At 63.8% G+C, this 24,008-nt stretch carries 22 protein-coding genes; 11 read left to right on the top strand and 11 right to left on the bottom strand.

Features of this window, described 5'->3' with window-relative positions; genetic code table 11:
* Window positions 1-208 precede the first annotated feature (208 nt).
* From FJ957_RS13425 to FJ957_RS13410, 4 genes are all read right to left on the bottom strand, one after another.
* Entirely contained in the window at window positions 209-1,468 is a 1,260-nt protein-coding gene (locus tag FJ957_RS13425; protein WP_140832044.1) for a glycerate kinase, read from the bottom strand.
* Window positions 1,465-1,968 (bottom strand): heme-degrading domain-containing protein, encoded by a 504-nt coding sequence (locus FJ957_RS13420; RefSeq protein ID WP_140832042.1) that lies wholly within the window; start codon window positions 1,966-1,968, stop codon window positions 1,465-1,467. The genes FJ957_RS13425 and FJ957_RS13420 overlap by 4 nt, the downstream gene beginning before the upstream one ends.
* Before the next feature lie 75 nt (window positions 1,969-2,043).
* Window positions 2,044-3,357: a guanine deaminase gene (gene guaD, locus FJ957_RS13415; protein WP_140832040.1), complete on the bottom strand. Its 1,314-nt coding sequence runs from the start codon at window positions 3,355-3,357 to the stop codon at window positions 2,044-2,046.
* A gap of 2 nt (window positions 3,358-3,359) precedes the next feature.
* Window positions 3,360-4,586: a urate hydroxylase PuuD gene (locus FJ957_RS13410; protein ID WP_140832038.1), complete on the bottom strand. Its 1,227-nt coding sequence runs from the start codon at window positions 4,584-4,586 to the stop codon at window positions 3,360-3,362.
* Window positions 4,587-4,741: 155 nt separating this feature from the next.
* Here FJ957_RS13410 and FJ957_RS13405 point away from each other — a divergent pair, with 155 nt between their 5' ends.
* The 3 genes from FJ957_RS13405 (at window position 4,742) to FJ957_RS13395 (ending at window position 8,129) form a co-directional block, all read left to right on the top strand.
* A complete protein-coding gene (locus tag FJ957_RS13405; protein ID WP_140832036.1) occupies window positions 4,742-5,662 on the top strand; it encodes a LysR family transcriptional regulator in 921 nt (306 codons plus the stop codon).
* A 257-nt stretch (window positions 5,663-5,919) separates the two neighbouring features.
* Window positions 5,920-6,882 (top strand): LLM class flavin-dependent oxidoreductase, encoded by a 963-nt coding sequence (locus FJ957_RS13400; RefSeq protein ID WP_140832034.1) that lies wholly within the window; start codon window positions 5,920-5,922, stop codon window positions 6,880-6,882.
* On the top strand, window positions 6,879-8,129 hold the full coding sequence (locus FJ957_RS13395; RefSeq protein WP_140832032.1) for an LLM class flavin-dependent oxidoreductase: 1,251 nt from the start codon (window positions 6,879-6,881) through the stop codon (window positions 8,127-8,129). Before FJ957_RS13400 ends, FJ957_RS13395 begins: the two co-directional genes overlap by 4 nt.
* A gap of 6 nt (window positions 8,130-8,135) precedes the next feature.
* Here FJ957_RS13395 and FJ957_RS13390 read toward each other — a convergent pair whose 3' ends face one another.
* Window positions 8,136-8,966 carry a PhzF family phenazine biosynthesis protein gene (locus FJ957_RS13390; protein WP_140832030.1) on the bottom strand — a complete coding sequence of 277 codons (831 nt, stop codon included), beginning with the start codon at window positions 8,964-8,966 and terminating at the stop codon, window positions 8,136-8,138.
* A gap of 223 nt (window positions 8,967-9,189) precedes the next feature.
* Between FJ957_RS13390 and dps the strand changes: the two genes are divergently transcribed.
* The gene (gene dps, locus FJ957_RS13385) at window positions 9,190-9,678 is read left to right on the top strand and encodes a DNA starvation/stationary phase protection protein Dps (RefSeq protein WP_140832028.1); all 489 of its coding nucleotides are present in this window, start codon (window positions 9,190-9,192) and stop codon (window positions 9,676-9,678) included.
* 30 nt (window positions 9,679-9,708) lie between these two features.
* Here dps and xdhC read toward each other — a convergent pair whose 3' ends face one another.
* The 4 genes from xdhC to uraH form a co-directional block, all read right to left on the bottom strand.
* Window positions 9,709-10,611, bottom strand: a complete 903-nt coding sequence (xdhC, locus tag FJ957_RS13380) for a xanthine dehydrogenase accessory protein XdhC (RefSeq protein WP_140832026.1) — start codon at window positions 10,609-10,611, stop codon at window positions 9,709-9,711.
* Window positions 10,612-10,673: 62 nt separating this feature from the next.
* Window positions 10,674-13,037 carry a xanthine dehydrogenase molybdopterin binding subunit gene (gene xdhB / locus FJ957_RS13375; protein ID WP_140832024.1) on the bottom strand — a complete coding sequence of 788 codons (2,364 nt, stop codon included), beginning with the start codon at window positions 13,035-13,037 and terminating at the stop codon, window positions 10,674-10,676.
* Window positions 13,037-14,512, bottom strand: a complete 1,476-nt coding sequence (gene xdhA / locus FJ957_RS13370; RefSeq protein ID WP_140832022.1) for a xanthine dehydrogenase small subunit — start codon at window positions 14,510-14,512, stop codon at window positions 13,037-13,039. Before xdhA ends, xdhB begins: the two co-directional genes overlap by 1 nt.
* A 3-nt stretch (window positions 14,513-14,515) precedes the next feature.
* A complete protein-coding gene (uraH, locus tag FJ957_RS13365; RefSeq protein ID WP_140832020.1) occupies window positions 14,516-14,890 on the bottom strand; it encodes a hydroxyisourate hydrolase in 375 nt (124 codons plus the stop codon).
* A 168-nt stretch (window positions 14,891-15,058) separates the two neighbouring features.
* Here uraH and puuE point away from each other — a divergent pair, with 168 nt between their 5' ends.
* The 4 genes from puuE to FJ957_RS13345 are packed head-to-tail and all read left to right on the top strand — an operon-like array spanning window position 15,059 to window position 18,472.
* Window positions 15,059-16,483, top strand: a complete 1,425-nt coding sequence (puuE, locus tag FJ957_RS13360; protein WP_140832018.1) for an allantoinase PuuE — start codon at window positions 15,059-15,061, stop codon at window positions 16,481-16,483.
* Between the two features lie 21 nt (window positions 16,484-16,504).
* Window positions 16,505-17,380, top strand: a complete 876-nt coding sequence (locus tag FJ957_RS13355) for a bifunctional allantoicase/(S)-ureidoglycine aminohydrolase (protein WP_140832016.1) — start codon at window positions 16,505-16,507, stop codon at window positions 17,378-17,380.
* Window positions 17,377-17,868, top strand: coding sequence for an ureidoglycolate lyase (locus tag FJ957_RS13350; protein ID WP_140832014.1), 492 nt, complete (start codon window positions 17,377-17,379; stop codon window positions 17,866-17,868). The genes FJ957_RS13355 and FJ957_RS13350 overlap by 4 nt, the downstream gene beginning before the upstream one ends.
* Window positions 17,869-17,878: 10 nt before the next feature.
* Entirely contained in the window at window positions 17,879-18,472 is a 594-nt protein-coding gene (locus tag FJ957_RS13345) for a nucleoside deaminase (RefSeq protein WP_140832012.1), read from the top strand.
* A 10-nt stretch (window positions 18,473-18,482) separates the two neighbouring features.
* On the opposite strand, the gene FJ957_RS13340 is transcribed toward FJ957_RS13345, so the two are convergent.
* Together FJ957_RS13340 and FJ957_RS13335 are read right to left on the bottom strand one after the other, a co-directional pair.
* Window positions 18,483-18,794 (bottom strand): BrnA antitoxin family protein, encoded by a 312-nt coding sequence (locus FJ957_RS13340; protein WP_140647137.1) that lies wholly within the window; start codon window positions 18,792-18,794, stop codon window positions 18,483-18,485.
* Window positions 18,781-19,035, bottom strand: a complete 255-nt coding sequence (locus tag FJ957_RS13335; protein ID WP_140784933.1) for a BrnT family toxin — start codon at window positions 19,033-19,035, stop codon at window positions 18,781-18,783. Before FJ957_RS13335 ends, FJ957_RS13340 begins: the two co-directional genes overlap by 14 nt.
* Window positions 19,036-19,221: 186 nt before the next feature.
* Here FJ957_RS13335 and FJ957_RS13330 point away from each other — a divergent pair, with 186 nt between their 5' ends.
* From FJ957_RS13330 to FJ957_RS13320, 3 genes are all read left to right on the top strand, one after another.
* The gene (locus tag FJ957_RS13330; RefSeq protein WP_140832011.1) at window positions 19,222-21,207 is read left to right on the top strand and encodes a CocE/NonD family hydrolase; all 1,986 of its coding nucleotides are present in this window, start codon (window positions 19,222-19,224) and stop codon (window positions 21,205-21,207) included.
* Between the two features lie 146 nt (window positions 21,208-21,353).
* Window positions 21,354-22,943 (top strand): ABC transporter substrate-binding protein, encoded by a 1,590-nt coding sequence (locus tag FJ957_RS13325; RefSeq protein ID WP_140832009.1) that lies wholly within the window; start codon window positions 21,354-21,356, stop codon window positions 22,941-22,943.
* A gap of 100 nt (window positions 22,944-23,043) precedes the next feature.
* Complete coding sequence (locus FJ957_RS13320; protein ID WP_140832007.1) at window positions 23,044-24,003, top strand: ABC transporter permease; 960 nt, start codon at window positions 23,044-23,046, stop codon at window positions 24,001-24,003.
* Window positions 24,004-24,008: the final 5 nt, after the last annotated feature.

Raw genomic sequence — 24,008 nt, 5'->3', positions numbered from 1 at the left:
CCAGCGTGGCGCGGCTATCGCCTTCTCCCCGTTCACGGGGAGAAGGTGCCCAAAGGGCGGATGAGGGGCAGCGCCTGCGCTCGCAAAGATGACACGGCGGTCGTCGTCTAGAGCAATTCCAGGAAAAGTGTGAGCGGTTTTCCGTTCGGAATTGCGTCAAAACAAAGGGATAGAGCGGTTCGCCGTTTCCGTGAAACGGTGAAACGCTCTAACGGACGAGTATCGCCCTCAGATCATTCACGTTCGTCCCAGTCGGACCCGGGACAAACAAATCCCCGACCGCATTGAAAGCCGTCCAGGCGTTGTTGCCGGCGAGCATCGCCTTGGCGTCGGCGCCGGCCGCACGCATGCGCGAGACCGTCGAGCCGTCGGCGAAGGCGCCGGCATTGTTCTCGGAGCCGTCGATGCCGTCGGTGTCGGCGGCCAACGCATGTATGCCGTTCACGCCATCGATGCCGATGGCAAAGGCGAGCAGGAATTCGGAGTTGCGGCCGCCTTTGCCCTTGGCGCGCAGCGTCACCGTCGTCTCGCCACCTGACAGGATCAGCACCGGCTTGGCGAAGAGGCGATTGCGGGTCGCCACCTCGCGCGCGATCGCGGCATGCACGCCGCCGACCTCACGCGCCTCGCCTTCGATCGAATCCGAGAGGATGACGGCCTCGATGCCTTGCCGCTTCGCTTCGGCGGCCGCCGCTTCCAGCGACACGCCGGCCGAGGCGGTCAGGTGCACCTCGTTGCCGGCGAAGCGCGGATCGTCGGGACGCGGTGCGGCCGCCGCTGGCGACTGGATATGCGCCATCACCGAAGCCGGCAGCTTCATGCCATAGGCGGCGATCGACGCCAGCGCATCCTCGCGGCTGCCTGTATCGGGAATGGTCGGTCCCGAGGCAACCAGCGCGGGGTTGTCGCCGGGGATGTCGGAGACGACCAGCGACACCACCCTGGCCGGATGAGCGGCCGCGGCCAGGCGTCCGCCCTTGACGGTCGAGACATGTTTGCGGATGGTGTTCATCGCCGCGATCGGCGCGCCGGAGGCAAGCAGCGCCTCGTTGACGGCGATCTCGTCGGCGAGCGTCAATCCGGCAGCGGGCGACGGCAGCAGGGCCGAGCCGCCGCCGGAGATCAGCGCTACCACCAGATCGTCAGCGGTTAAGCCCTGTACCTTCTCAAGCAGCCGGCGCGAGGCTTCCAGGCCGGCGGCATCCGGCACCGGATGCGCCGCCTCGATGATTTCGATACGCTCGCATCTGGCACCGTAACCGTAGCGGGTGACGACAAGGCCGTCGATGGGGCCGTCCCAAATCTTCTCGAAGGCTGCCGCCATCTGCGCCGAGCCTTTACCCGCGCCGATGACGATGGTGCGGCCCTTCGGCTTCGCCGGCAAATGACTGCGGATCGTCTTTTCCGGGTCGGCGGCGGCGACGGCGGCGTTGAAGATCGAGGTCAGGAAGCTTTTCGGGTCGGTCATTTTTCTTCCGGCGGCAGCGCGAGCCCGCTCGCATCGATGCCAAGATGGGCGCAAAGCGCGTCGACGACTACGCCATGGTCCTCGCGCTCGGGCAGGCCCGAGACGGCGATGACCCCGATAACGCCGGCGCCCTTGACGGTGACCGGGAAGCCGCCGCCGGCCAGCACGTAGTCGGCGATGTCCAGACCCTCACCGACCTTGAAAGTGCGGTCCGGTCTCTGCTGCTCCAGCACCAGGCGATAGGTGCTTCTCAGATAGCGCTTCACGACGTTGATCTTGCGCCGCGCCCAGTCGGGATTGGAAGCATTCGAGCCCGGCATCGCGGCGTAGAAGAGCGGCCGGTCGAAGGTCCTGATGTCGACGATAACAGGCAGGTTTTCCTTCAGCGCCCGGTCCCTGATGGCAGAGCCGATCTTGAAAGCGACGGCCTCGTCGAAGGCCAGGAAGACCAGCGTGGCTTCCTGTTTCTTGATCAGAGCGATGTCGTCGGCGGTGGCCATGGCGTTCCCCTGTCAGCGTCGAGGCAGGCTTTGGCCGATGACTGACGCCGGGTCAAGCCAAGAGCGCATCGAAGCTCACGCCGCAATGGCGCTCTTCGCCGGCCGCCCCGCCACATAGACCTCGCGCACGGCGCGGTCGTCGCCCAGCGTCTGCAGCAGGAAGAGTTCTTCCGCCAGCGTTTCCACCGTCTCCATCCTGAGCCGCATGCCCGGCGTGGCGCGGGCGTCGAGCACGACGATATCGGCATCGGTGCCTTCGTCCAGCGTGCCGACCTTGTCGGCCACCGACAACGCCTCGGCATTGCCGCGCGTCAGCTGCCAGAAGGACTGGAAAGGGTTGAGCTTCTCACCGTTCAGCGCGATGACCTTGTAGCCCTCGTCCATGGTGCGCAGCATCGAATAGTTGGTGCCGCCGCCGACATCGGTGGCGGCCGCGATCCTGAGCGGTGCCTCGCGCCGGCGATAACGCTGATAGTCGAACAGGCCGGAACCGAGGAAAAGATTGGAGGTCGGGCAGAACACCGCGACCGAGCCCGATCGCGACAGCGCATCCGCCTCGCGTTCCGACAGGTGGATGCAGTGGCCGAACAGGCTCTTCTTACCGAGCAGGCCATAATGTTCATAGACGTCAGTGTAGTCGCGCGACCAGGGATAGAGCTCCTGGGTGAAGGCGATCTCGGCGTGGTTTTCCGACAGATGCGTCTGCATGTGGAGATGGGGATATTCGCGGCACAGCGCGCCGGCCATCTCCAGCTGCTCGGGCGTTGACGTGATGGCGAAGCGCGGCGTGATGGCACAGAGCTGGCGGCCCTTGCCGTGCCATTCGGCGATGAGCGCCTTGGTATCGTCATAGCCGGTCTGGGGCGTGTCGAGCACGCCGTCCGGCGCGTTGCGGTCCATCATCACCTTGCCGGCGATGTTGAGCATGTTGCGTTCATGCGACTCGGCGAAGAAGGCTTCGGCGGAAGATTTGTGGACCGAGCAATAGGCAGCGACCGTCGTCGTGCCATGCCGCAACATCTCGTCGAGGAACAGCCGTGCGATGCGGCGTCCATGCTGCGCGTTCTGGAATTTCGATTCTTCCGGAAAGGTGTATTTGTTCAGCCAGTCGAGCAGCTCGGCGCCGTAAGACGCGATGATCTGCATCTGCGGCACATGCACATGGGCGTCGAGGAAGCCCGGCAGGATCAGATGCGGACGATGGTCGATCGTCTCGGCACCGGCGCCCGCCTTCTTCAGGACCTCCGCATAGGAGCCGGCGGCGACGATCCTGCCATTGTCGATCAGCAGACCGCCATCCTCCTCGTAGAGCCAGGCGGAATGGTCGTCTATCGCTTCGGGCCAGCGCCGGAAAGACAGCGTGCGGCCGCGCAGAAGTTTCGATGTCATGCTCACTTTCCGGCGCCTTCGAACCAGGCGACCAGAAGGGCCCGTTCCTGGTCGGTTATGTGGCTGACGTTGGCGGGCGGCATGGCATGCGCCCGGCCGGCCTGGATATAGATCTCGCGCGCATGCTCGGCGATGCGCTCGTCGGTGTCGAGCAGCACGCCCTTCGGCGCATGGTAGATGCCTTCATAGACCGGCTCTTGTGTGTGGCACATGGAGCAGCGGCCAAGCACCGTGTCGCGCACCGCAGGGAAGTGGGCCGAAGCGATGTAGACCTGGGCGGCCGCCGACGCGGCGGAAGCCTTCGGCTCGCCGGTCAGCACTTTCGGCACGGTCGACAGCCAGATGATGATCATGAACAGCACGGCGGCGCCCAGCCAGGTCCAGGTCGGGTTGCCCTTTCGCGCATGCATCGTGTTGAAATAGTGCCGGATCAGCACGCCGATGATGAAGACCAGCGAGGCGATGACCCAGTTGAACTGGGTGCCGAAAGCCAGCGGATAGTGGTTCGACAGCATCAGGAACAGGACCGGCAAGGTCAGGTAGTTGTTGTGCAGCGAGCGCTGCTTGGCGATCTTGCCGTATTTCGGGTCGGGCTTGCGGCCGGCGATCAGGTCGGCGACGACGATCTTCTGGTTGGGGATGATGACCATGAAGACATTGGCCGACATGATCGTGGCGGTGATGGCGCCGAGATGCAGGAAGGCGGCGCGGCCGGTGAAGAGGTGTGTCAGCCCCCAGGCGATGAAGACCAGCACGCAATAGAGCACCAGCATCAGCCCGGTATCGCTTTTACCCAACGGCGAGCGGCAGAGCAGGTCGTAGACGATCCAGCCGACGCTGATGGTGGCCAGCGACAGAAGAATGCCGACCGGCACCGAGATGTTGAGCACATTGGGGTCGATCAGGAAGAGATCGGCGCCGGCATAGTAGACCACGCAGAGCATGGCGAAGCCCGACAGCCAGGTGGCGTAGGATTCCCATTTGAACCAGGTGAGGTGCTCCGGCATCTCGGCCGGCGCGACCAGGTATTTCTGGATGTGATAGAAGCCGCCGCCATGCACTTGCCATTCCTCGCCGAAGGCGCCGGCAGGCATGCCCGGCCGCTGGCGCAGGCCAAGATCGAGCGCGACGAAATAGAAGGACGAGCCGATCCAGGCGATGCCGGTAATGACATGCAGCCAGCGGACCGCAAAACTCAGCCAGTCCCAGAAAATCGCGAAATCCGTCATCGAGTGGCCCCTGGGAACTCGTCCTTGCCGATGAGAGGGACTTTACGGGCTGGAGCGCAAACGAAAAGAGGCGAGGTGCGCGATGACTTTCAAAAAAAAATAAAAAATACTAGGCTTGCTTCTCCCAGCCTTTTTAGAGCCACGGAAGCCGCCGCATGGCCTATCTCGACAACATTGCCGTCTTCGTCCGCGTCGTCGAACTCGGCAATCTGTCGGCGGCGGGGCGCGACATGCGCATTTCGCCGGCGGTCGCCTCCAACCGCATCAAGGAACTGGAAAAGCATCTCGGGGTCAGGCTGTTCAACCGCACCACAAGGCAGTTGATGCCGACCGAGCACGGCACGGTGTTCTACACCGGCGCCAAGCAGGTGCTGGACGCGATCACCGAGGCGGAAGCCGCGGTCGCGGCACTTTCCGGCCAGCCGCGCGGCACCATCAGGGTCACGGCGCCGCTCGGCCTCGGCCGGCGGCTGATCGCTTCCGGCATTCCGGATTTCCACGACAAATATCCCGATATCGAGGTGCGGCTCAGGCTTTCCGACCACAATGTCGATATCATGAAGGAAGGCATCGACGTCGCCTTCCGGCTCGGCATCATCGAGGATTCGAGCCTCAGGATGCGCGGCATCATGGAATGCGAGCGCGTGCTGGTGGCCGCCCCGAAATATCTGGAAGCCCGCGGCGAGCCGGCCGAGGCGCAGGAACTGATCGGCAGGAAGCACGACTGCCTGATGTTGCGTTATGCCGGCGCGCGCGAATATGTCTGGACGCTGCAAACGCCGAGCGGACCGCAGAAATTCGAGGTGCACGGCCCCTACGACACCGACGACGGCGACGTTCTGACCGGCTGGGCCTTGTCGGGCCGCGGCATCATCAACAAGCCGCGTTTCGAGGTCGAGCCGTTCATCCGCGACCGGCGGCTGAAGGTGATCCTGCCTCAGGCGCCGCCGACGCCGGTGCAATTCGCCGCCGTCTATCCGCACAAGAAGCTGCAGGATCCGAAGGTGCGGCTGCTGCTCGACTTCATGGCCGAGCGCTGCCAGCGGCTGATCAAGGACCTCTTGGCCGGAAAGTAAGGGCTGGTAGCGTTGTGTCGCGATTGGCCGAAGCGTCCGTGACGTCGTCATCCACTTGCTCCGCCATAGAATGACGACTTGATGGGCGTTCAGGCTAGTCGTCTTCGGGCCGTAAAGACCTCCATCTCGACGCACGGGAAGGCTGGCTGGCAAGTGACAGTCCGGTGGCCCATTTGCTCCCGTTGCCTTGCGCGAAAGCGAGCCTAGGTTGGTAGCCAAAACGGCTGCCGATTTTCAAGGCGACCGAAGGACCGCACATGCATCTCGCCATTTCGCTCAACATCGCCGCCGCCGACGGACAAGACGTCCTGAGCTTCGACCAGATCAGCAGCTTCGTGCGCAAGGCGGAAGCGGCGGGCGTGGACATGGTCATCATTTCCGACTCCGCCGATACGCCATCGAGCAGCCCGTTCGAAGCGACCACGCTGCTGGCCGCTTTGGCGACGGTGACCGACAAGATCGGACTTGTCGCCAGCGCCTCGACGCTGGCACATCAGCCCTACAATCTGGCGCGCCGGTTTGCCTCGCTCGACATCATCAGCCATGGCCGCGTCGGCTGGAACGCCACGACGGCGCAGAACCCGCGCGAAGCTGCAAATTTCAGCCGGCCGGAAGGTTTCTCCGACGATGATTTTCGCCGCCGCGCCAGGGAGTTCATCAACATTGTGCGGCTCTTGTGGATCGGCTGGGAACATGACGCCTTGTTGTTCGGCAAGGCATCAGGCCGCTTCCACGATCCGGACAAGATGCACTCGGCGAACTTCACCGGTGAATTCTTCTCGGTGCGCGGGCCGCTCAATGTCGCCCGTTCGCCGCAAGACGTGCCAGTGCTGGTGATGTCCGGCTTGGCAGGGACCGAGCTCGATTTCGCCAGCCGCCGCGCCGATGTCGTGCTGCTGGACAAGCTTGAATCGTCGGGCGCGAGAGCGACCCGCGATGAGATCATACACAGGGCGCACGAAGCAGGGCGCGACCCGGTGGCGATCAAGGTGCTGGCGACGGCCGATGCGGGGTCGGAACGCGATGGCCGTAGTCTGGAGGACCTATGCCTCTCATCCGGCTGCGACGGCATCGTTCTGACTGTGCAGCCTCGGGCTGCCGCCGTGGAGGCTTTTGTCGAGCGATTGCTGCCGGAACTCAAGCGACACGGATTTGCCAAGGCACAGCCGGGCAAGACGCTGCGCGATCGCCTTGGGTTGAGTGAGGACAGCAAGCCATGAGCGCGCGTCAGATGAAGCTCGGCCTGTTTTTGTGGGCGACCGGCCATCACATCGCCGCCTGGCGTCATCCGGACGCGCATGTGAGAGCCGGCATCGACATCGACCACTACATAGAGCTGGCGCGCACGGCCGAAGCGGCGAAGTTCGACATGGTGTTCTGCGAGGACGCCGCCGGCCTGCGCGAGGCCAATATCAACATCGCCAGCCAGACCTCGCGCTCGATCGGCTTCGAGCCGATCAGCCTGCTTTCGGCACTGGCCGCGCAGACCGAGCGCATCGGCCTCGTGTCCACGGCATCGACCAGCTACAACGAGCCCTACGGCCTGGCGCGGACTTTTGCCTCACTCGACAATCTGAGCGGCGGTCGGGCCGGTTGGAACCTCGTCACCTCCGCCAGTCCGATCGAGGCCGCGAATTTCGGCGCGACGGGTTTGCGGCCGCATGCCGACCGCTATGCGCGGGCGCGGGAATTCGCCACGGTGATCACCGGCTTGTGGAACCGGCGCGCCGCCGGCCATGACGGCGAGAGCTTTTCGGTGCGCGATCCACTCGACATCCCGCCCTCGCCGCAAGGCGCGCCGGTGATGGTGCAGGCAGGCGCCTCCGACGACGGCAAGGATCTTGCCGCGCGCACCGCCGATGTCGTGTTCTCGGCGGCGCAGACTCTCGAGGAAGCCAAGGCCTTTTACGACGACCTCAAGGGGCGGCTCGCCGCCTATGGACGACAGCCGGACGACGTGAAGATCATGCCCGGCGTGGCGCCGGTCGTGGCCGCCACGAAAGCCGAGGCGCAGGCCAAATACGACGCGCTGCAGGAATTGATCCCCGACGATGTCGGCGTGGCGCTGCTCTCCAGCTATCTCAGCATCTCCGACCTCGGCCGCTACCCGATCGATGGGCCGCTGCCCGAACTGCCGGAAAGCGAAGGCATGAAGAGCCGGCAGGCGCTGGTCATCGAGCAGGCGCGTCGCGATGGCCTGTCGATCCGCCAGCTCGCGCGCTATTTTGCCGGCGCGCGCGGCCATTGGCGGATCGTCGGCACGGCGGAGCAGATCGCCGACGAGTTGCAGGCCCGCTTCGAAGGCGGCGCCGCCGACGGTTTCAACGTGATGCCGTCCTGGTTCCCGGGCGAGCTCGACGCCTTCGCGACGCTGGTCGTGCCGGAGCTGCAGCGGCGCGGGCTGTTCCGCAGGGACTATGAAGGCCGCACGCTGCGCGAACATCTCGGCCTCAAGCGGCCGATCTAAGTTTGCTCAGTCCATCAGCCGGGCTGCTCCGGACACCCTGATCGAGCTGCCGGCGGTCGGCGGAATATCGGCATGGAGGCGCGAGCGCATGCCCATATCCTCGCCCTGGACGATGTCGATCGAGCCGCCATGCGGCCAGCCGAGGTCGCGCAGATAGCCGGCAAAGGCCGCGGTCGCGGCGCCTGTCGCCGGATCCTCATAGACGCCGCCGGAAGCGAATGGATTGCGCGTGTGGAAGAGGCGCGGCGTCTCAGCATAAGCGAGCAGGATTGTGACCAGGCCTTCGCGCCGCATGAAGGACTGGCCTTGCTTCAGATCATAGACCATGTCGGCCAGCGCCTCGCGCGACTTCAGCGCCAGCACCAGATGATCGGCGCCGCCATGGATGAGCGCCGGCGGAATGGCGGGATCGAGATCGCCCGGCTCATAGCCGAACAAGGCGAGCGCCTCGCCGGCCAGTTCCGACGAAGCCGGCCGGCTGCGCGTCGGCGGCGACCGCAGGGCGGCGGCAAAGTTGTCGCCATCGCGAAAACCTTCGACGGTGATGTCGGCCTGGTTGAGGGTCAGCCTGAAAATGCCGTCACCGAACTTTCCGACCAGCGCCGCGCCAAGCGCGATGGTGGCGTGGCCGCAGAACGGTACTTCCGACTCCGGCGAAAAGTAGCGCACGCGCCATTGATCGCCTTCGGGCGCGGCAAAGGCGGTTTCCGAAAAGCCGACTTCGGCCGCGACGCGCTGCATATCGGCCGCATCGGGCAAGGCTTCGCCAATCACCACGCCGGCCGGATTACCGCCGGTGTTGCCATCTGAAAATGCTGCGATCTTCAATACATCCATGTTCCTGGCCTCGTTGTGCTTGGGCGCAACAAACACGTTTCGGGCCGTCTTGGGAAATGAAGAAAGCGGCGAGCAGCGGTGAGCGCCAGTCACATCTGCGATCGGAGCCAGCGCTTCAATCCAATGCGGAACGAAATTCGACCCATCGCCGTTTTGACGATTGGCGGTCGTTCGGGCCGTCCTTCAGTTCCCAGCCATCGACGCAGCGCGACAGGAGCCAACCATGGACGCCATCGTCACCAAGAACGACCTCAAATCCGATGCCAAGAAGGAATCGATCGATCTGCTCAACGCCAGGCTTGCCGACGCCATCGACCTGGCCCTGATCACCAAGCAAGCGCACTGGAACGTCAAAGGCCCGCAATTCATCGCCATCCATGAGATGCTCGATGAATTCCGCGAGGAGATCGACGGCCATGTCGACATTATCGCCGAGCGCGCCGTGCAGCTCGGCGGCACCGCGCATGGCACCTCGCAGGAAGTGTCGAAGACGACCAGGCTAAAACCCTATCCGACCGACATCCACAAGACCAAGGATCATCTGGCGGCGTTGATCGACCGCTATGCGGCGGCGGCCAAGCTGGCCCGCGAAGCGATCGACGAGGCGGACGACGCCGGCGATGCCGACACCGCCGATATCTTCACCGCCTATTCTCGCTCGCTCGACAAATTGCTGTGGTTCCTCGAGGCGCACACGCAGGAAAAGGAATAACCGGGAACTGTTCTTGCTTGGCCGGCCGGATCAGCCGGCCATCGCCTTTTCAGCACTGGCTGCGCTTGGCGTATCCGAGGCACGCGACACCAGCGCGGTCATGATCTCGGCGGCGGCAAGCGCGGCGATCACCGGCGGCCGCTTGTCCTTCACCGCATTGCCGCCGATCGGCGAGATGAGGCGATTGAATTCGGCCTCGCTGCCCTCGGCCGACTTCAGGAACCAGCTCCGGAAGGTGGCCTTCTTTGTCTTCGAGCCAATCATGCCGACATAGGCGGTATCGTCGCGCTTCAATGCTTCGGCGACGATCAGGAAATCCAAGGCATGGTCATGCGTCAGGATGGCGAAGGCCGACCCAGCCGGCGCCTCGCGCACTACTGCTTCGGGCATAGGCGTCAGCCGGGTCTCCACCGTTTCCGGCATGCCTCCCAGCGCGTCGGCGCGGGTTTCGACGACGACGACGTGGATCGGCAGCAGCGCCAGCGACGCGGCCAGCGCCTGGCCGACATGGCCGCCGCCGAAGAGATAGACATGCGGAAGATGCGCTTCCTCGGCTTCTGCGTTGGCGATCAGTTGCTGCTCCACCGAACCATCGACGAGGCGGATCGACACTTCGACACGCCCGCCGCAACATTGGCCGATTTCCGGTCCGAGCGGCACGTCGAGCGTGGCGCAGACCTCATCGACCTCTATGCGGGCCTGTTCACCCTCCCCGTTGTCGCGAGGCGAGGAGCGCAGCATCTGCCGCGCCTTGTCGATCGCCACATATTCGAGCTGGCCGCCCCCGATCGTACCGAAGATCGATGATGAAGAGACAAGCATAAAGGTGCCGGCCTCGCGCGGTGTCGAGCCTTTGGTGGCCGCCACTTCGACAAGAGCGACCCGGCCAGCTTGGCCGAAAAACGTCTTCAGGCTTTGCACGTTCGAGTTCATCGTCCGCATTTCCATCACGGAAATATAACGTTTTACGTCCCGAATTGCACCTTTAGCCGGATTCAGGCCGACTTTTCGGCTTCCCGCTTCAATCGCTCGATCGCCGTCAGCACCCGCTCCGGCGTCGCCGGCGCGTCGAGACGGGGACAGATCTTGTGGTCGGCGACGCTAGCGACCGCGTCCGACAGCGCATGCAGCACCGACATGCCGTGCGGCAGCGGCGGCTCGCCGACCGCCTTGGAGCGATGGATGGTCGGCTCACAGGCCGACGACCAGTCGGTCAGCTTGACGTTGAATATCTTTGGACGGTCGGAAGCGAGCGGGATCTTGTAGGTCGACGGCGCGTGCGTGCGCAGCCGGCCGCTATCGTCCCACCACAATTCCTCCGTCGTCAGCCAGCCCATGCCCTGGATGAAGCCGCCTTCGATCTGACCGATGTCGATCGCCCGGTTTAGCGAGCGGCCGGCGTCGTGCAGGATATCGGTGCGCTCGACGACATACTCGCCGGTGAGCGTGTCGACCGAGACCTCCGAGCAGGCCGCGCCGTAGGCGTAGTAGTAGAAGGCATGGCCGCGGCCCTTGCTGCGGTCCCAATGGATCTTCGGCGTCTTGTAGAAACCGGCTGCCGAGAGCTGGATGCGGTTGATATAGGCCTGCTTGACCAGATCGTTGAAGGCCACTTCCTGATTGCCGACGCGCACCCGGTTGGGCAGGAACACGACCTGGTCGTGGGGCACCTGGTATTTGTCGGCGGCGAAGTCGGTCAGCCGCTTGCGGATCTGCCGGGCGGCGTCCTGCGCCGCCATGCCGTTGAGGTCGGCGCCGGAAGACGCGGCCGTCGGCGAGGTGTTCGGCACCTTGGCGGTGGTGGTCGCGGTGATCTTGACCCGGTCGAGATCGATCTGGAATTCTTCCGCCACGACCTGCGCCACCTTGAGATGCAGGCCCTGGCCCATCTCGGTGCCGCCATGGTTCATGTGGACCGAACCGTCGGCATAGACATGCACCAGCGCGCCGGCCTGGTTGGCCTCCGTCTTGGTGAATGAGATGCCGAATTTCACCGGCGTCATCGCCAGCCCGCGTTTGACGAACCGGCTGTTGTTGTTGAAGGCGCTGATCTCGCGGCGGCGCCGCGCATAGTTCGCGCTTTCCTCCAGTTCGGCCACGATGCGCTGGATGATGCAGTCCTCGACCTTCTGGTGGTAGGGCGTGATGCTGCGCTCGCCGATCGCCTCCATAGGATCGTAAAAGTTCAGCTTGCGGATTTCGAGCGGGTCCTTGCCGACGGCGAAGGCCACCTCGTCGATGACGCGCTCGGCGCCGACCATGCCCTGGGGGCCGCCGAAGCCGCGGAAGGCGGTGTTGGAGACGGTGTTGGTGTAGAGCGGCGCCGATTTTGCGTGCACCGCCGGGTAGAAATAGGCGTTGTCGCAGTGGAACAGGGCGCGGTCGCCGACCGGGCCGGACAGGTCGGCGGAAAAGCCGCAGCGCAACGCGTAGGTGAAGTCGACGCCGAGGATGTTGCCTTCGTCGTCGAAGCCGACCTCGTAATCGATGGCGAAGTCGTGCCGCTTGCCTGTGGCGGTCATGTCCTCGTCGCGGTCGAGCCGGATTTTCACCGCGCGTTTGAGCTTCTTGGCGGCAATGGCTGCGATCGCCGCGCATTGGTTGGCCTGGGTTTCCTTGCCGCCGAAGCCGCCGCCCATGCGGCGCACTTCGACCGTGACAGCATGGCTCGGCACGCCGAGCGCATGAGCGACCAGATGCTGCGTCTCACTCGGGCCCTGCGTCGAGCAATAGACGATCACCTCGTCGTCCTCGCCAGGGATCGCCAGCGAGACCTGGCCCTCGAGATAGAAATGATCCTGGCCGCCGAGCCACATGCGGTTCTTGATGCGGCGGGGAGCCGCCGCGATCGCCGCGGCGGCATCGCCGCGCTTCAGAATGAGCGGCGTGGTGACCTGCCTGTCCTTGACCGGATCGAGGTTCCAGATGTCGATGACGGCCGGAAGCTCGTCATACTCGATTTTTGCGAGACGCGCGGCGCGGCGCGCTTCCTCGCGCGTCTCTGCAACCACTGCGAAGATCGGCTGTCCGTAAAACTGCACGTTGGCTTCGGCGAGCACCGGATCGTCATGCATGTTGCTCGGCGAGACATCGTTCTCGCCGGGCACGTCGGCATAGGTCAGCACATCGACAACGCCGGGCGCGGCCCGCACGGCCGACAGGTCGACGCTCTTCAACGTGCCGTGCGCGACCTTGGAGAGGCCGAGGCCGACATGCAGCGTGCCGGCAGGCTCCGGCATGTCGTCGATATAGACGGCGGTGCCGCTGACATGCTTGTGCGCGGAATCGTGCCGCTGGTCGGTGGCAACGCCGCCGACGATCTTTTCCGCCTTCAAATTGGGAGTGGCGTGCTTGTTCATCAGGCCGCCTCGTCGCGTGACACCTGGAACGGCGTCTTCGTTCCGGTCGTCTCGATATAAAACCGTAGCAAAAGGTTCTTCGCTGCCAGCGCCCGGTACTCGGCGGTCGCCCGCATGTCGGTCAGCGGCGTGAAATCCTTGGCGTACTCAGCCATCGCGGCCTCCACCGTCGCTTCATCCCAGGCCTTGCCGATCAGCGCCTGCTCGACCGCGCCGGCGCGCTTCGGTGTCGCCGCCATGCCGCCATAGGCGATACGGATGTCGGCCACCGTGCCATCCTTGGCCAAGGTCAGGTAGAAAGCCCCGAGCGTTGCGGTGATATCCTCGTCGCGGCGCTTGGTGATCTTGTAGACGGCAAACTTCGTGCCCTTTGCCGGCACGGGCACTTGGACTGCTTCGACGAATTCGCCGGGCTGACGGTCCTGCTTGCCATAGGCGATGAAGAAGGTTTCGAGCGGTATCGTGCGGCGGGCCTTGCCCTTGCGGAGCGTCAGCTGCGCGCCGAGCGCGATCAAGGGCGGCGGCGTGTCGCCGATCGGCGAGCCGTTGGCGATGTTGCCGCCGATCGTGCCCATGTTGCGCACCTGTTCGCCGCCGATGCGGTCGACCAGCGGTCCCAGTGCCGGGATGCGCTTCGACAGCATCTCGAAGGCTTCGGTGTAGGTGACGCCGGCACCGATGGTGATGACGCCATCTTTCTCCGACGTCGTACGCAAGCCTTCGAGGCCGCCGATGAAGATCGCCGGCGAGATGTCGCGCATGTGCTTGGTGACCCACAGGCCGACATCGGTCGAACCGGCGACGATGGTGGCGCCCTGCTCCTTCTCGAGCAAAGTGGCGAAATCGTCGACGCTGGCGGGCACGATCAATCGCGCCTTGCCCGACCCGATCTCGACCCTGGCGCCGTCTCGCAACACCTTCAGGCGCGCGGTGATGTCCTCGCGCTCGACCGCCAGCGGATCCTTAGCCGCCTTGCCGTAGCTCGAAATGGCGTGCGCGGCGCGCATGATGGCCTCGTAGCCGGTGCAGCGGCAGAGATTGCCCTGCAGCGCCTTTTCGATCGCGGCGTTGGACGGATCGGGGGCCTTCATCCAGAGCCCATAGAGCGACATGATGAAGCCCGGCGTGCAGAAGCCGCATTGCGAGCCGTGGAAATCGACCATCGCCTGCTGCACCGGATGCAGTTTCTCACCGTCGCCGCGCAGGTGTTCCACAGTCACGACATGCGTGCCATCGAGCGAGCCCATGAAGCGGATGCAGGCATTCACGCTTTCGTAGACGAGACCTTCGGCGGAGAGCTTGCCGACCAACACCGTGCAGGCGCCGCAGTCGCCCTCGGCGCAGCCTTCCTTGGTGCCGCGCAGCGAGCGGTTGAGTCGCAGCCAGTCGAGCAGCGTCGCATCGGGCGCGACGTCCTTCAGAGCCACGTCGCTGCCGTTCAGGATGAAGCGTATTTGATTGCGGGTCTCAGCCATGTCTCAGCTCCCCCGATAGGTCGAGTAGCCATAGGGCGAAATCAAGAGCGGGACGTGATAATGCCGCTTCTCTGCCATGCCGAAGCGGATCGGCACGATGTCCAGGAAAGCGGGCTCAGGCAGGTTGGTGCCCTGGCCGCGCAGATAATCACCCGCGGCGAAGACCAGTTCATACTCGCCGGTGCGGAAATCGGCACCGGCCAGCAGCGGCGCATCGCAGCGGCCGTCGTCATTGGTGGCAACGGTCTTGAGATGCTTGCGGCTCTGGCCCTCGATGCGGAAAAGCCCGATCGACAGGCCCTTTGCCGGCCGGCCGGTCGCGGTGTCCAGCACATGGGTCGTCAGGCGCCCGCCATCGGCTTTCGATGTTTCTGCCACTGGCCGCCTCCCATCCCGTACAGTTTCAGGTCAATTGTGCGCCAATTAAAGGCGATGCATAAGCCCCGGTCGAGCGGAGTGCGGCAAAAAGCACTTTCAAAAATTTTCGGGGGAATGCATGCACACTCCTTTCGATATCTTCATCTCGACCATCGGGCAGGAGTGGCAATGCGTTACGACCGGGACATGCGCGGTTATGGGGCCAATCCGCCGGACCCGAAATGGCCCGGCGGTGCGCATGTCGCGGTGCAGTTCGTCGTCAACTATGAAGAAGGCGGCGAGAACTGCGTGCTTCACGGCGACAAGGCCTCGGAGGCCTTCCTCTCGGAGATCGTTGGGGCAGCTCCCTGGGTTGGCCAGCGCCACTGGAACATGGAATCGATCTACGAGTATGGCGCGCGGGCCGGCTTCTGGCGGCTCTATCGGCTGTTCACCGAAGCGCAGGTGCCGGTGACCTGCTATGGCGTCGCCACGGCATTGGCGCGCTCGCCCGACCAAGTGGTCGCCATGCAGGAGGCTGGTTGGGAGATCGCTTCGCACGGGCTGAAATGGATCGACTATCGCGACCATGCGGCCGAGGACGAGCGGCGCGATCTCGAAGAGGCGATCAAGCTGCATTACGAGGTCACCGGCGCGCGCCCGACCGGCTGGTACACCGGCCGGACCTCGGTCAACACGGTGCGGCTCGTCGCCGAGGAAGGCGGCTTCGACTATGTCTCCGACACCTATGACGACGAACTGCCCTATTGGTTCGACCGCGACGGGCTGGAGAAACCGCAGCTCATCATCCCCTACACGCTCGACGCCAACGACATGCGTTTTGCGACGCCGCAGGGCTTCAATTCGGGCGACCAGTTCTTCGCCTATCTGAAGGACAGTTTCGACACGCTCTATGCCGAGGGCAAGGCGGGCCGGCCGCGCATGATGAATATCGGCCTGCACTGCCGGCTGGTCGGCCGTCCCGGGCGGCTGGCGGCATTGAAGCGCTTCGTCGACTATGTGAAGTCGCACGACAAGGTATGGCTGACGCGGCGCATCGACATCGCCAAGCACTGGCGCGAAACGCACCCCTACGAGGCGCCGGCGCTGCGTCCGTCGCGGATGGGATTCGAGGAATTCGTACATGCCTTCGGCGGCGTGTTCGAACATTCGCCCTGGATCGCCGAACGCGCCTACGAATTGGAGCTCGGCCCTGCGCATGACAGCGCCGGCGGCCTGCACAACGCGCTCTGCCGCGTCTTCCGCGCGGCGAGCGAAGCCGAACGGCTTTCCGTGCTGAACGCCCACCCGGACCTCGCCGGCAAGCTGGCCAAGGCCAAGCGCCTGACAACGGAATCGGCCAAGGAGCAGGCCTCAGCCGGGCTCGATGCGCTGACCGACAAGGAGCGCGAGCTGTTCTCGAAACTCAACGCCGCCTACGTCACCACCTTCGGCTTCCCCTTCATCATCGCGGTCAAGGGCAAGACCAAGGACGAAATCCTGGCGGAGTTCGAGGCGCGGATCGGCAACAGCCGCGGCACCGAGTTCGAAACCGCCTGCAGACAGGTCGAACGCATCGCCCTGCTTCGGCTGAAAGACATGCTTCCATTGTAATGTTTTGAGGGCCAGGACCCCATGGATATGATCAAGACTGCCGAGCGAACCTATTACGCCCCGCATGGCGGCCATCCCGGCCAGAACGAGCTTTTGACCGGCCGCGCCGTCTTCACCGAGGCCTATGCGGTCATCCCCAGGGGCGTAATGCAAGACATCGTCACCAGTCCGCTGCCGTTCTGGGACAAGACGAGAGCCTGGATCATCGCAAGACCACTGTCGGGCTTCGCCGAGACCTTTTCGCAATACATCGTCGAGGTTCTGCCCGGCGGCGGCAGCGAGCGGCCGGAACTCGATGCCGCCGCCGAGGGCGTGCTGTTCGTCGTGGAGGGCGAACTCACCGTATCGCTTGCCGGCAAAGGACACGTGCTTGCCCCCGGCGGTTTCGCCTTCCTGCCGCCATCCACTGGCTGGACGGTGCGCAACGAAAGCGGCACTGCTGCCCGCTTCCACTGGATCCGCAAGGCCTATGAGGCCGTCGACGGCCTCGACGCGCCGGAAGCCTTCTTCTCCAGCGACCAGGAGGTGGCGCCGAGCCCGATGCCGGGCACGGAGGGGCGCTGGGCAACGACCCGCTTCGTCGACCCGGCCGACATGCGCCACGACATGCACGTCACCATCGTGACGCTGAAGCCGGGCGCGGTCATCCCCTTCGCCGAGACGCATGTCATGGAGCATGGGCTCTATGTGCTCGAAGGCAAGGCGGTCTACCGCCTCAACCAGGACTGGGTCGAGGTCGAAGCCGGCGACTTCATGTGGCTGCGCGCCTTTTGCCCGCAGGCCTGCTATGCCGGCGGCCCCGGTAATTTCCGTTATCTGCTGTACAAGGACGTCAACCGTCACGCCAGGCTTGGCGGCTATCTTGGGGGCGGCTATCTTGGGGGCAAAGGGCGGTGAGCCGCATCGTCGCCCGACCGCTGACCCGCGGAAACTTCGCGCCCTTCGGCGACGTCATCGACATGGGCGGCGACAACCGCTACCCGATCAATGCCGGCAAGGCGATGCGCTATCACGACCTCGCCACGGCGGAGGCCGCCGGGCCGGACGCGCGCGTGCTGATCTCGATGGTGCGTGGCACGCCCTATGAGATGCCGCTGAAACTGACCATGGTCGAGCGCCATCCGCTCGGCAGCCAAGCCTTCATCCCGCTGTCGCCACGCCCGTTCCTGGTCGTCGTCTGCCCCGACACCAAGGATGGGCCGGGTGAGCCGCATGCCTTTCTCGCCGGCCCCGGACAGGGCATCAATTACCGCCGCAACCTGTGGCACGGCGTGCTCACCCCGATCGGCGAGGAACAGGATTTCCTCATCGTCGACCGCGGCGGCGAGGGCTCCAATCTCGAAGAATTCCATTTCTCGCACCCTTACGAGATCCACCTCCCCTGAAAGCTTTCCCATGACCGACGTTTCGCTGATCGACCGCCTGCTCGACGTGATCGAGCACGACATCGTGCCCAAGACCGCCGAAGGCGTCGCCCATGGCAACAAGCTGTTCGGCGCCGCGATCCTGCGGAAAGACGACCGCTCGCTGGTGCTGGCCGAGACCAATAACGAGATCGAAAACCCGCTCTGGCATGGCGAGGTGCATTGCCTGAAGCGCTTCTACGAAATGCCAAAGGCCGAGCGCGTCGACACCAAGGACGCGCTGTTCATAGCCACCCACGAGCCCTGCTCGCTCTGCCTGTCGGCGATCACCTGGACCGGCTTCGATAATTTCTACTACCTGTTCAGCCATGAGGATTCACGCGACAGTTTTGCAATCCCGCACGACCTCAAGATCCTGAAAGAGGTCTTCACCCTCGACCCCGGCGGCTACAATGCCGAGAACGCCTATTGGAAAAGTTTTTCCATCCGCCGGCTGGTGCGGGCGTTGCCGGAGGCCGAGCGCAACCGTCTGGAAGCGCGCATCGGCAGGATTTCGACGACTTATGACGAGCTGTCAGGCGCCTATCAGGCCAGCAAGGCCGAGAACGACATTCCGCTGAACTGACGCGTATAGCCTACCTTACCTTCGCGTTTTTCAGCACTTCATTTATCCTTGCCTGCCAGCCCTTGCCGGTCGCCTTGAATTTTCTGACGACATCCTGGTCCAGGCGGATGGAGACGACTTGCTTTGGTTTCTCCAGGGTCGGTCGGCCACGGGAACGCCTTATGCTCTCGAAAAGCTCCGGGAGCACTTCCGCGAAAGGCTTGGCTTGTGTCAGCTGTTCGTCGGTCGCCTCCCCGTCCTCGGGATCAGCAGCAATCTGTCTTTGAATTTCGGCTTCCTCGGCATCGGTAAGCCGCCGAATGTGTGACTTAGTGTTGCTCATACACGGACCTTTCCTTTCGGCTGGCATGACGCATCGAGATCACCGAGATCGCTTCGGAACCAAGCGGCTTGAAGATCACGGCGAGAATGATCTCTCCAAATTCTCCAATCGCCTTCAGCCGACCGGCCTTGGCCGGGAGGACGATTGACGTGGCAAAAAACTCGATATCGAGATCGGAGAAGTCGAGACCCCGGTTTGCGAGGTTCGTCACCCGTTTTGGCTCATCCCAAACGATTTTCAGGCGAGATCATCCAGTGTGTCTGCGTCAGGCCACGTGAATAAACGTAATACACAAATTAATCGAGAGATACAAGAATGAGCTGGATGATCGGAGGGTGCGTTCGCTAACGACCCAGGTCGCATATTTCGCTGCTCCAGTCGCGAATGGCGATTGAAAGTCGCAGCACAGCGGGGCGTTATGCGCCCCATGAAAACCGTCACCGAATTCCCCCGAAAAGTCGTCGAATTTCCCGATATGGGCATCGTCATGCCGGACGGCTGCCGGCTGTCGGCGCGCGTCTGGATACCTGAGGACGCGACGGACAATCCGGTGCCGGCGATCCTCGAGCACCTGCCCTACCGCAAGCGCGACGGCACCATTTTTCGCGACCAGCTCACCCATCCCTATTTCGCCGGCCACGGCTACGCCTCGATCCGCGTCGACATGCGCGGCAATGGCGATTCCGAAGGGCTGATGGACGACGAATATTCCGAGCAGGAATTGCAGGATGCCTGCGACGTCATCGCCTGGGCGGCGGCGCAGCCCTGGTGCAACGGCAATGTCGGCATGATGGGCATTTCCTGGGGCGGCTTCAACTGCCTGCAGGTGGCGGCGAAACAGCCGCCGGCGCTGAAGGCGGTGATCAGCCTGTGCTCGACCGTCGACCGCTATGCCGACGACATCCATTACAAGGGCGGCTGCCTGCTCTTGGAAAATTTCGGCTGGGCCTCGACGATGCTGTCCTATTCGTCGCGGCCGCCGGACCCGGCGATCGCCGGCGGCAATCGCTGGCGCGACCTGTGGCTCAGCCGGCTGGAGAACCAGTCTTTTCTCCTGCCGCTCTGGCTCAGCCACCAGCATCGCGACGCTTATTGGAAGCGCGGCTCGATCTGCGAGGATTTTTCGGCGGTGAAAGCGGCCGTGCTGTCGATCGGCGGCTGGCATGACGGCTACCGCAACACCATCTCCAATCTCGTCTGCGGCATCCAATCGCCGGTCAAAGGCATCGTCGGCCCCTGGATCCACAAATACCCGCATTACGCCGGGCCCAATCCGGCCATCGGCTTCCTGCAGGAGGCGCTGCGCTGGTGGGACCGCTGGCTGAAGGGTGCTGCAACCGGCGTCGAGGCCGATCCGGACTATCGCGCCTATGTCATGGACAGTGTGCGGCCGGCGCGCTGGCATCCCGAGCGGCCGGGCCGCTGGGTGGCGGAACAGGAATGGCCGTCATCAAACATCAAGGTTGGCGCGATCGAGCTCATTTCCGCGGGAGCAAGACCTTCGATCGTCGCGTCGCCGCAGACCTGCGGGCTTGCCGGCGGCGAGTATTTTCCCTTCACCTTCGGACCGGAATTGCCGGGCGACCAGCGTCCCGACGACGCGCTTTCGGTTTGTTTCGACCAGCCTGAGCTCGGCGAGGCGATCGACATCGTCGGGGCGCCGGAGCTCGAGGTCCGGGTTGCTTCCGATCGACCCCAGGCCAACATCGCGGTTCGCCTCTGCGACGTGCATCCCGATGGGGCCTCGGAGCTGATCTCCTACGGCGTGCTCAATCTCACGCACCGAAACTCGCATGAATTTCCGCAAGCGCTAATTCCCGGCGAGACGGTTTCGGCGCGCGTCGTGCTCGACCAATGCGCCTACCGGGTGCCGGCCGGCCACAAATTGCGCGTCGCCGTTTCGACCGCCTACTGGCCGATGATCTGGCCCTCGCCGGAGCCGGTGCAGCTTGATCTCGCGACGGCGACGCTGAAGCTGCCGTTGCGCCCGCTGGCGAAAGGCAATGAGGTTTCGTTTCCAGAGCCGGAAGGCGCGACACCCTGGGCGACCGAGACGATCCGGCCGGCGAATTCCGAACGCCATGTCGACCGCGACGAGAAGACCGGTCTTGTCACGCTTTCCATAACCGACGATTTCGGCGAGGTGCGCGACCTCGACCATGGGCTGGCCAATGGCAGCATCGTGCGCGAGACATGGACGATCCATCCCCACGACCCGCTGTCGGCCACCGGAGCCACGCATTGGACGCAGACATTGTCGCGCAATGAATGGTCGGTGCGGACCGAAACTTTTGCCGAGATGCGATCGGACGCCGTCAACTTCATCGTCAGCGCCAGAATCGAAGCCTATGAGGGTGAAAAACTGGTCTTCGAGCGCGACTTCGAGCAGGCGATTCCCCGCGCCTTGGTTTGAGCCAGGGCAGATTGGGCCAAATGCGACGTGCGATTTACGCCACGGCATGTCGCATTCGGTCTTGCCTGCCGCTTTCCCTTACGGTCATTATCTCCTCCAATAGCAAGAAACGACCTAAGGTCGGATATCCAGAGTGAGGAACCGTAATGTCCAACGAACTCGACTATCTCAGCCGGCGAGTCGCGGCCGGAAAACTTAGCCGTCGCGATTTTCTCGGCCGCGCCGCGGCGCTCGGCGTCGCCGCCACCGTTGCAAACTCGCTGCTCTCCAAGGCCGTTCGTGCGGCCGGCCCGGTCAAAGGCGGCACGTTGAAGGCCGGCCTGCAGGGCGGTGAATCCACCAACAGTCTCGATCCGGCGACCTTCCTTAGCCAGGTTCCGTTCGCCTTCGGCAAATGCTGGGGCGAAACGCTGGTCGAGCTCGCGCCGGGCGGCGGTGTCGAATACCTCATCGCCGAGGAGATCGGCAGCTCGAAGGACGCCAAGACCTGGACGATGAAGATCCGCAAGGGCGTCCAGTTCCACAACGGCAAGGAAGTGACGCCGGACGACGTCGTGGCGACGCTGAAGCGGCACAGCGACGAGAAGTCCAAGTCGGGCGCGCTGGGCGTGCTGAAGAGCATCGACACCATCAAGGCCGATGGCGGCAATGTCGTGGTCACGCTGAAAGACCCGAATGCCGACATGCCCTATTTGATGGCGGATTATCACATCATCATCCAGCCGAATGGCGGCATGGACAAGCCGGACGCCGGCATCGGCACCGGCCCTTACAAGATCACCGGCAATCAGCCCGGCGTGAAGCACACCGCCGAGCGCTTCGACCACTACTGGCAGCCCGACAAATACGGCCATGCCGACCAGGTCGAGATCGTTGTCGTCAACGACCCGACGGCGCGCATGGCGGCGCTCCAGGGCGGCCAGGTCAACATGATCAACCGCGTCGAGCCGAAGATCGTCGATCTGGTCAAGCGGCTGCCCGGTGTCACCATCCGCGCCGCTTCGGGCCGCGGGTTCTATCCCTTCAACATGTTCTGCGACACCGCGCCCTTCGACAACAACGATCTCAGGATGGCGCTGAAGCTCGCCATGGACCGCGAGGAGATGCTGACCAAAATCCTGCGCGGCTACGGCGAGGTTGGCAACGACATGCCGGTCAACAAGGCCTACCCGCTGTTCGCAGGCGATTTCGAGCAGCGTAAGTTCGACCCCGAAAAGGCGGCCGCGGCTTACAAGAAGTCGGGCCATAGCGGCTCGATCCTGCTGCGCACCTCCGACGTCGCTTTCCCGGGCGCGGTCGATGCGGCCCAGCTTTACCAGCAGAGCGCGGCCAAGGCCGGCATCAAGATCGAGATCAAGCGCGAGCCGGGCGACGGTTACTGGACCGAAGTCTGGAACAAGCAGCCCTTCTCGCTCTCCTACTGGGGCGGACGTCCGACCCAGGACCAGATGTATTCGACCGCCTATCTGTCGACCGCCGACTGGAACGACACCCGCTGGAAGCGCCCGGACTTCGACAAGATGGTGCTTTCGGCGCGCGGCGAGCTCGACGAAGCCAAGCGCAAGAAGATCTACCGCGACATGGGCGAGATCATGCGCGACGAAGGCGGCCTGATCGTGCCGTTCTTCAACCAGTTCGTCGACGCGACCGGCAAGGGCGTCGAAGGCTGGGTCGACAACCCGGCGCAGGAACTCAGCAACGGCCATGCCCTGATCGGGTGCTGGCTACAGGCCTGATGAAGGATCAGGGAAGGGCTGGCGCAGGCCGGCCCTTCCCTGTTTTCATGACCCGCCCGAAAGGCGGGCGTCGTCCCTTCTTCACCGTTGCAGGTAGCCAATGTCGTCTCCGATCCTGAGATTGGTCGCTCAGCGCGTCTTGCTGGGCCTGGTTCTTCTTTTGGCCGTTTCGGTGCTTATCTTCGCCGGCACGCAGATTCTGCCGGGCGACGTCGCCCAGGCGATCCTCGGCCAATCGGCGACGCCGGAGGCGCTGGCGAACCTGCGCGAACAGCTCGGGCTGAACGATCCGGCGTGGCTGCGCTACGTGCACTGGCTCTGGGGCATCCTGCATGGCGACTTCGGCACGGCGCAGTCGAGCGGACTGGACATCGCGACCTCGATCGGCACCCGGCTGAAGAACACACTGTTCCTGGCCGCTTGCGCCGCGATCGTCGCCGTGCCGCTGGCGATCGTCCTCGGTCTGATCGCGGTGCGCTACCGCAACGGCTTCGTCGACAAGCTGATCTCCGGGCTGGCGCTGGCCTCGACCTCGTTCCCGGAATTCTTCATCGGCTATGTGCTGATCTATTTCTTCGCCGTGAAATGGCAGATCTTCCCCAGCATCTCGACGGTGGATGATTCAACTCCCTTCCTCGAAAGGTTGCAGGCCGTCGTGCTGCCCGCGACCGCGCTGACGCTGGTGGTGCTCGCCCATATGATGCGCATGACGCGCGCGGCGATCCTCAACGTCATGCAGTCGGCCTATATCGAGACTGCAGAATTGAAGGGGCTGAAGGCCTTCGACATCATCCGCAAGCATGCTTTCCCGAACGCGATAGCGCCGGTCGTCAACGTCGTCATGCTCAACCTCGCCTATCTTATCGTCGGCGTCGTGGTGGTGGAGGTGATCTTCGTCTATCCGGGCATGGGACAGTATCTGGTCGACCATGTCGCCAAGCGCGACGTGCCGGTGGTGCAGGCGGTCGGCCTGATCTTCGCCGCGGTCTACATCACGCTCAACATCGTCGCCGATATCGCCGCCATCGTGGCCAATCCGCGGCTTAGGCATCCGAAATGACGGGG

Source organism: Mesorhizobium sp. B2-4-6 (assembly GCF_006442775.1).
Taxonomy (GTDB): domain Bacteria; phylum Pseudomonadota; class Alphaproteobacteria; order Rhizobiales; family Rhizobiaceae; genus Mesorhizobium.
The sequence above is the reverse complement of the archived record's forward strand: the minus strand, read 5'-3'. Positions and strand labels throughout refer to the sequence as shown.

What these genes read in the sequence shown, in the direction of transcription:
- FJ957_RS13330 (WP_140832011.1), top strand. Translation starts at nt 19,222, where the DNA reads ATGAAAACCGTCACCGAATTCCCCCGAAAAGTCGTCGAATTTCCCGAT.
- FJ957_RS13395 (WP_140832032.1), top strand. Translation starts at nt 6,879, where the DNA reads ATGAGCGCGCGTCAGATGAAGCTCGGCCTGTTTTTGTGGGCGACCGGC.
- FJ957_RS13420 (WP_140832042.1), bottom strand. Translation starts at nt 1,968, where the DNA reads ATGGCCACCGCCGACGACATCGCTCTGATCAAGAAACAGGAAGCCACG.
- FJ957_RS13410 (WP_140832038.1), bottom strand. Translation starts at nt 4,586, where the DNA reads ATGACGGATTTCGCGATTTTCTGGGACTGGCTGAGTTTTGCGGTCCGC.
- FJ957_RS13340 (WP_140647137.1), bottom strand. Translation starts at nt 18,794, where the DNA reads ATGAGCAACACTAAGTCACACATTCGGCGGCTTACCGATGCCGAGGAA.
- FJ957_RS13425 (WP_140832044.1), bottom strand. Translation starts at nt 1,468, where the DNA reads ATGACCGACCCGAAAAGCTTCCTGACCTCGATCTTCAACGCCGCCGTC.
- puuE (WP_140832018.1), top strand. Translation starts at nt 15,059, where the DNA reads ATGCGTTACGACCGGGACATGCGCGGTTATGGGGCCAATCCGCCGGAC.
- dps (WP_140832028.1), top strand. Translation starts at nt 9,190, where the DNA reads ATGGACGCCATCGTCACCAAGAACGACCTCAAATCCGATGCCAAGAAG.
- FJ957_RS13325 (WP_140832009.1), top strand. Translation starts at nt 21,354, where the DNA reads ATGTCCAACGAACTCGACTATCTCAGCCGGCGAGTCGCGGCCGGAAAA.
- FJ957_RS13320 (WP_140832007.1), top strand. Translation starts at nt 23,044, where the DNA reads ATGTCGTCTCCGATCCTGAGATTGGTCGCTCAGCGCGTCTTGCTGGGC.
- xdhB (WP_140832024.1), bottom strand. Translation starts at nt 13,037, where the DNA reads ATGAACAAGCACGCCACTCCCAATTTGAAGGCGGAAAAGATCGTCGGC.
- xdhC (WP_140832026.1), bottom strand. Translation starts at nt 10,611, where the DNA reads ATGAACTCGAACGTGCAAAGCCTGAAGACGTTTTTCGGCCAAGCTGGC.
- guaD (WP_140832040.1), bottom strand. Translation starts at nt 3,357, where the DNA reads ATGACATCGAAACTTCTGCGCGGCCGCACGCTGTCTTTCCGGCGCTGG.
- FJ957_RS13390 (WP_140832030.1), bottom strand. Translation starts at nt 8,966, where the DNA reads ATGGATGTATTGAAGATCGCAGCATTTTCAGATGGCAACACCGGCGGT.
- FJ957_RS13345 (WP_140832012.1), top strand. Translation starts at nt 17,879, where the DNA reads ATGACCGACGTTTCGCTGATCGACCGCCTGCTCGACGTGATCGAGCAC.
- xdhA (WP_140832022.1), bottom strand. Translation starts at nt 14,512, where the DNA reads ATGGCTGAGACCCGCAATCAAATACGCTTCATCCTGAACGGCAGCGAC.
- FJ957_RS13355 (WP_140832016.1), top strand. Translation starts at nt 16,505, where the DNA reads ATGGATATGATCAAGACTGCCGAGCGAACCTATTACGCCCCGCATGGC.
- FJ957_RS13400 (WP_140832034.1), top strand. Translation starts at nt 5,920, where the DNA reads ATGCATCTCGCCATTTCGCTCAACATCGCCGCCGCCGACGGACAAGAC.
- FJ957_RS13405 (WP_140832036.1), top strand. Translation starts at nt 4,742, where the DNA reads ATGGCCTATCTCGACAACATTGCCGTCTTCGTCCGCGTCGTCGAACTC.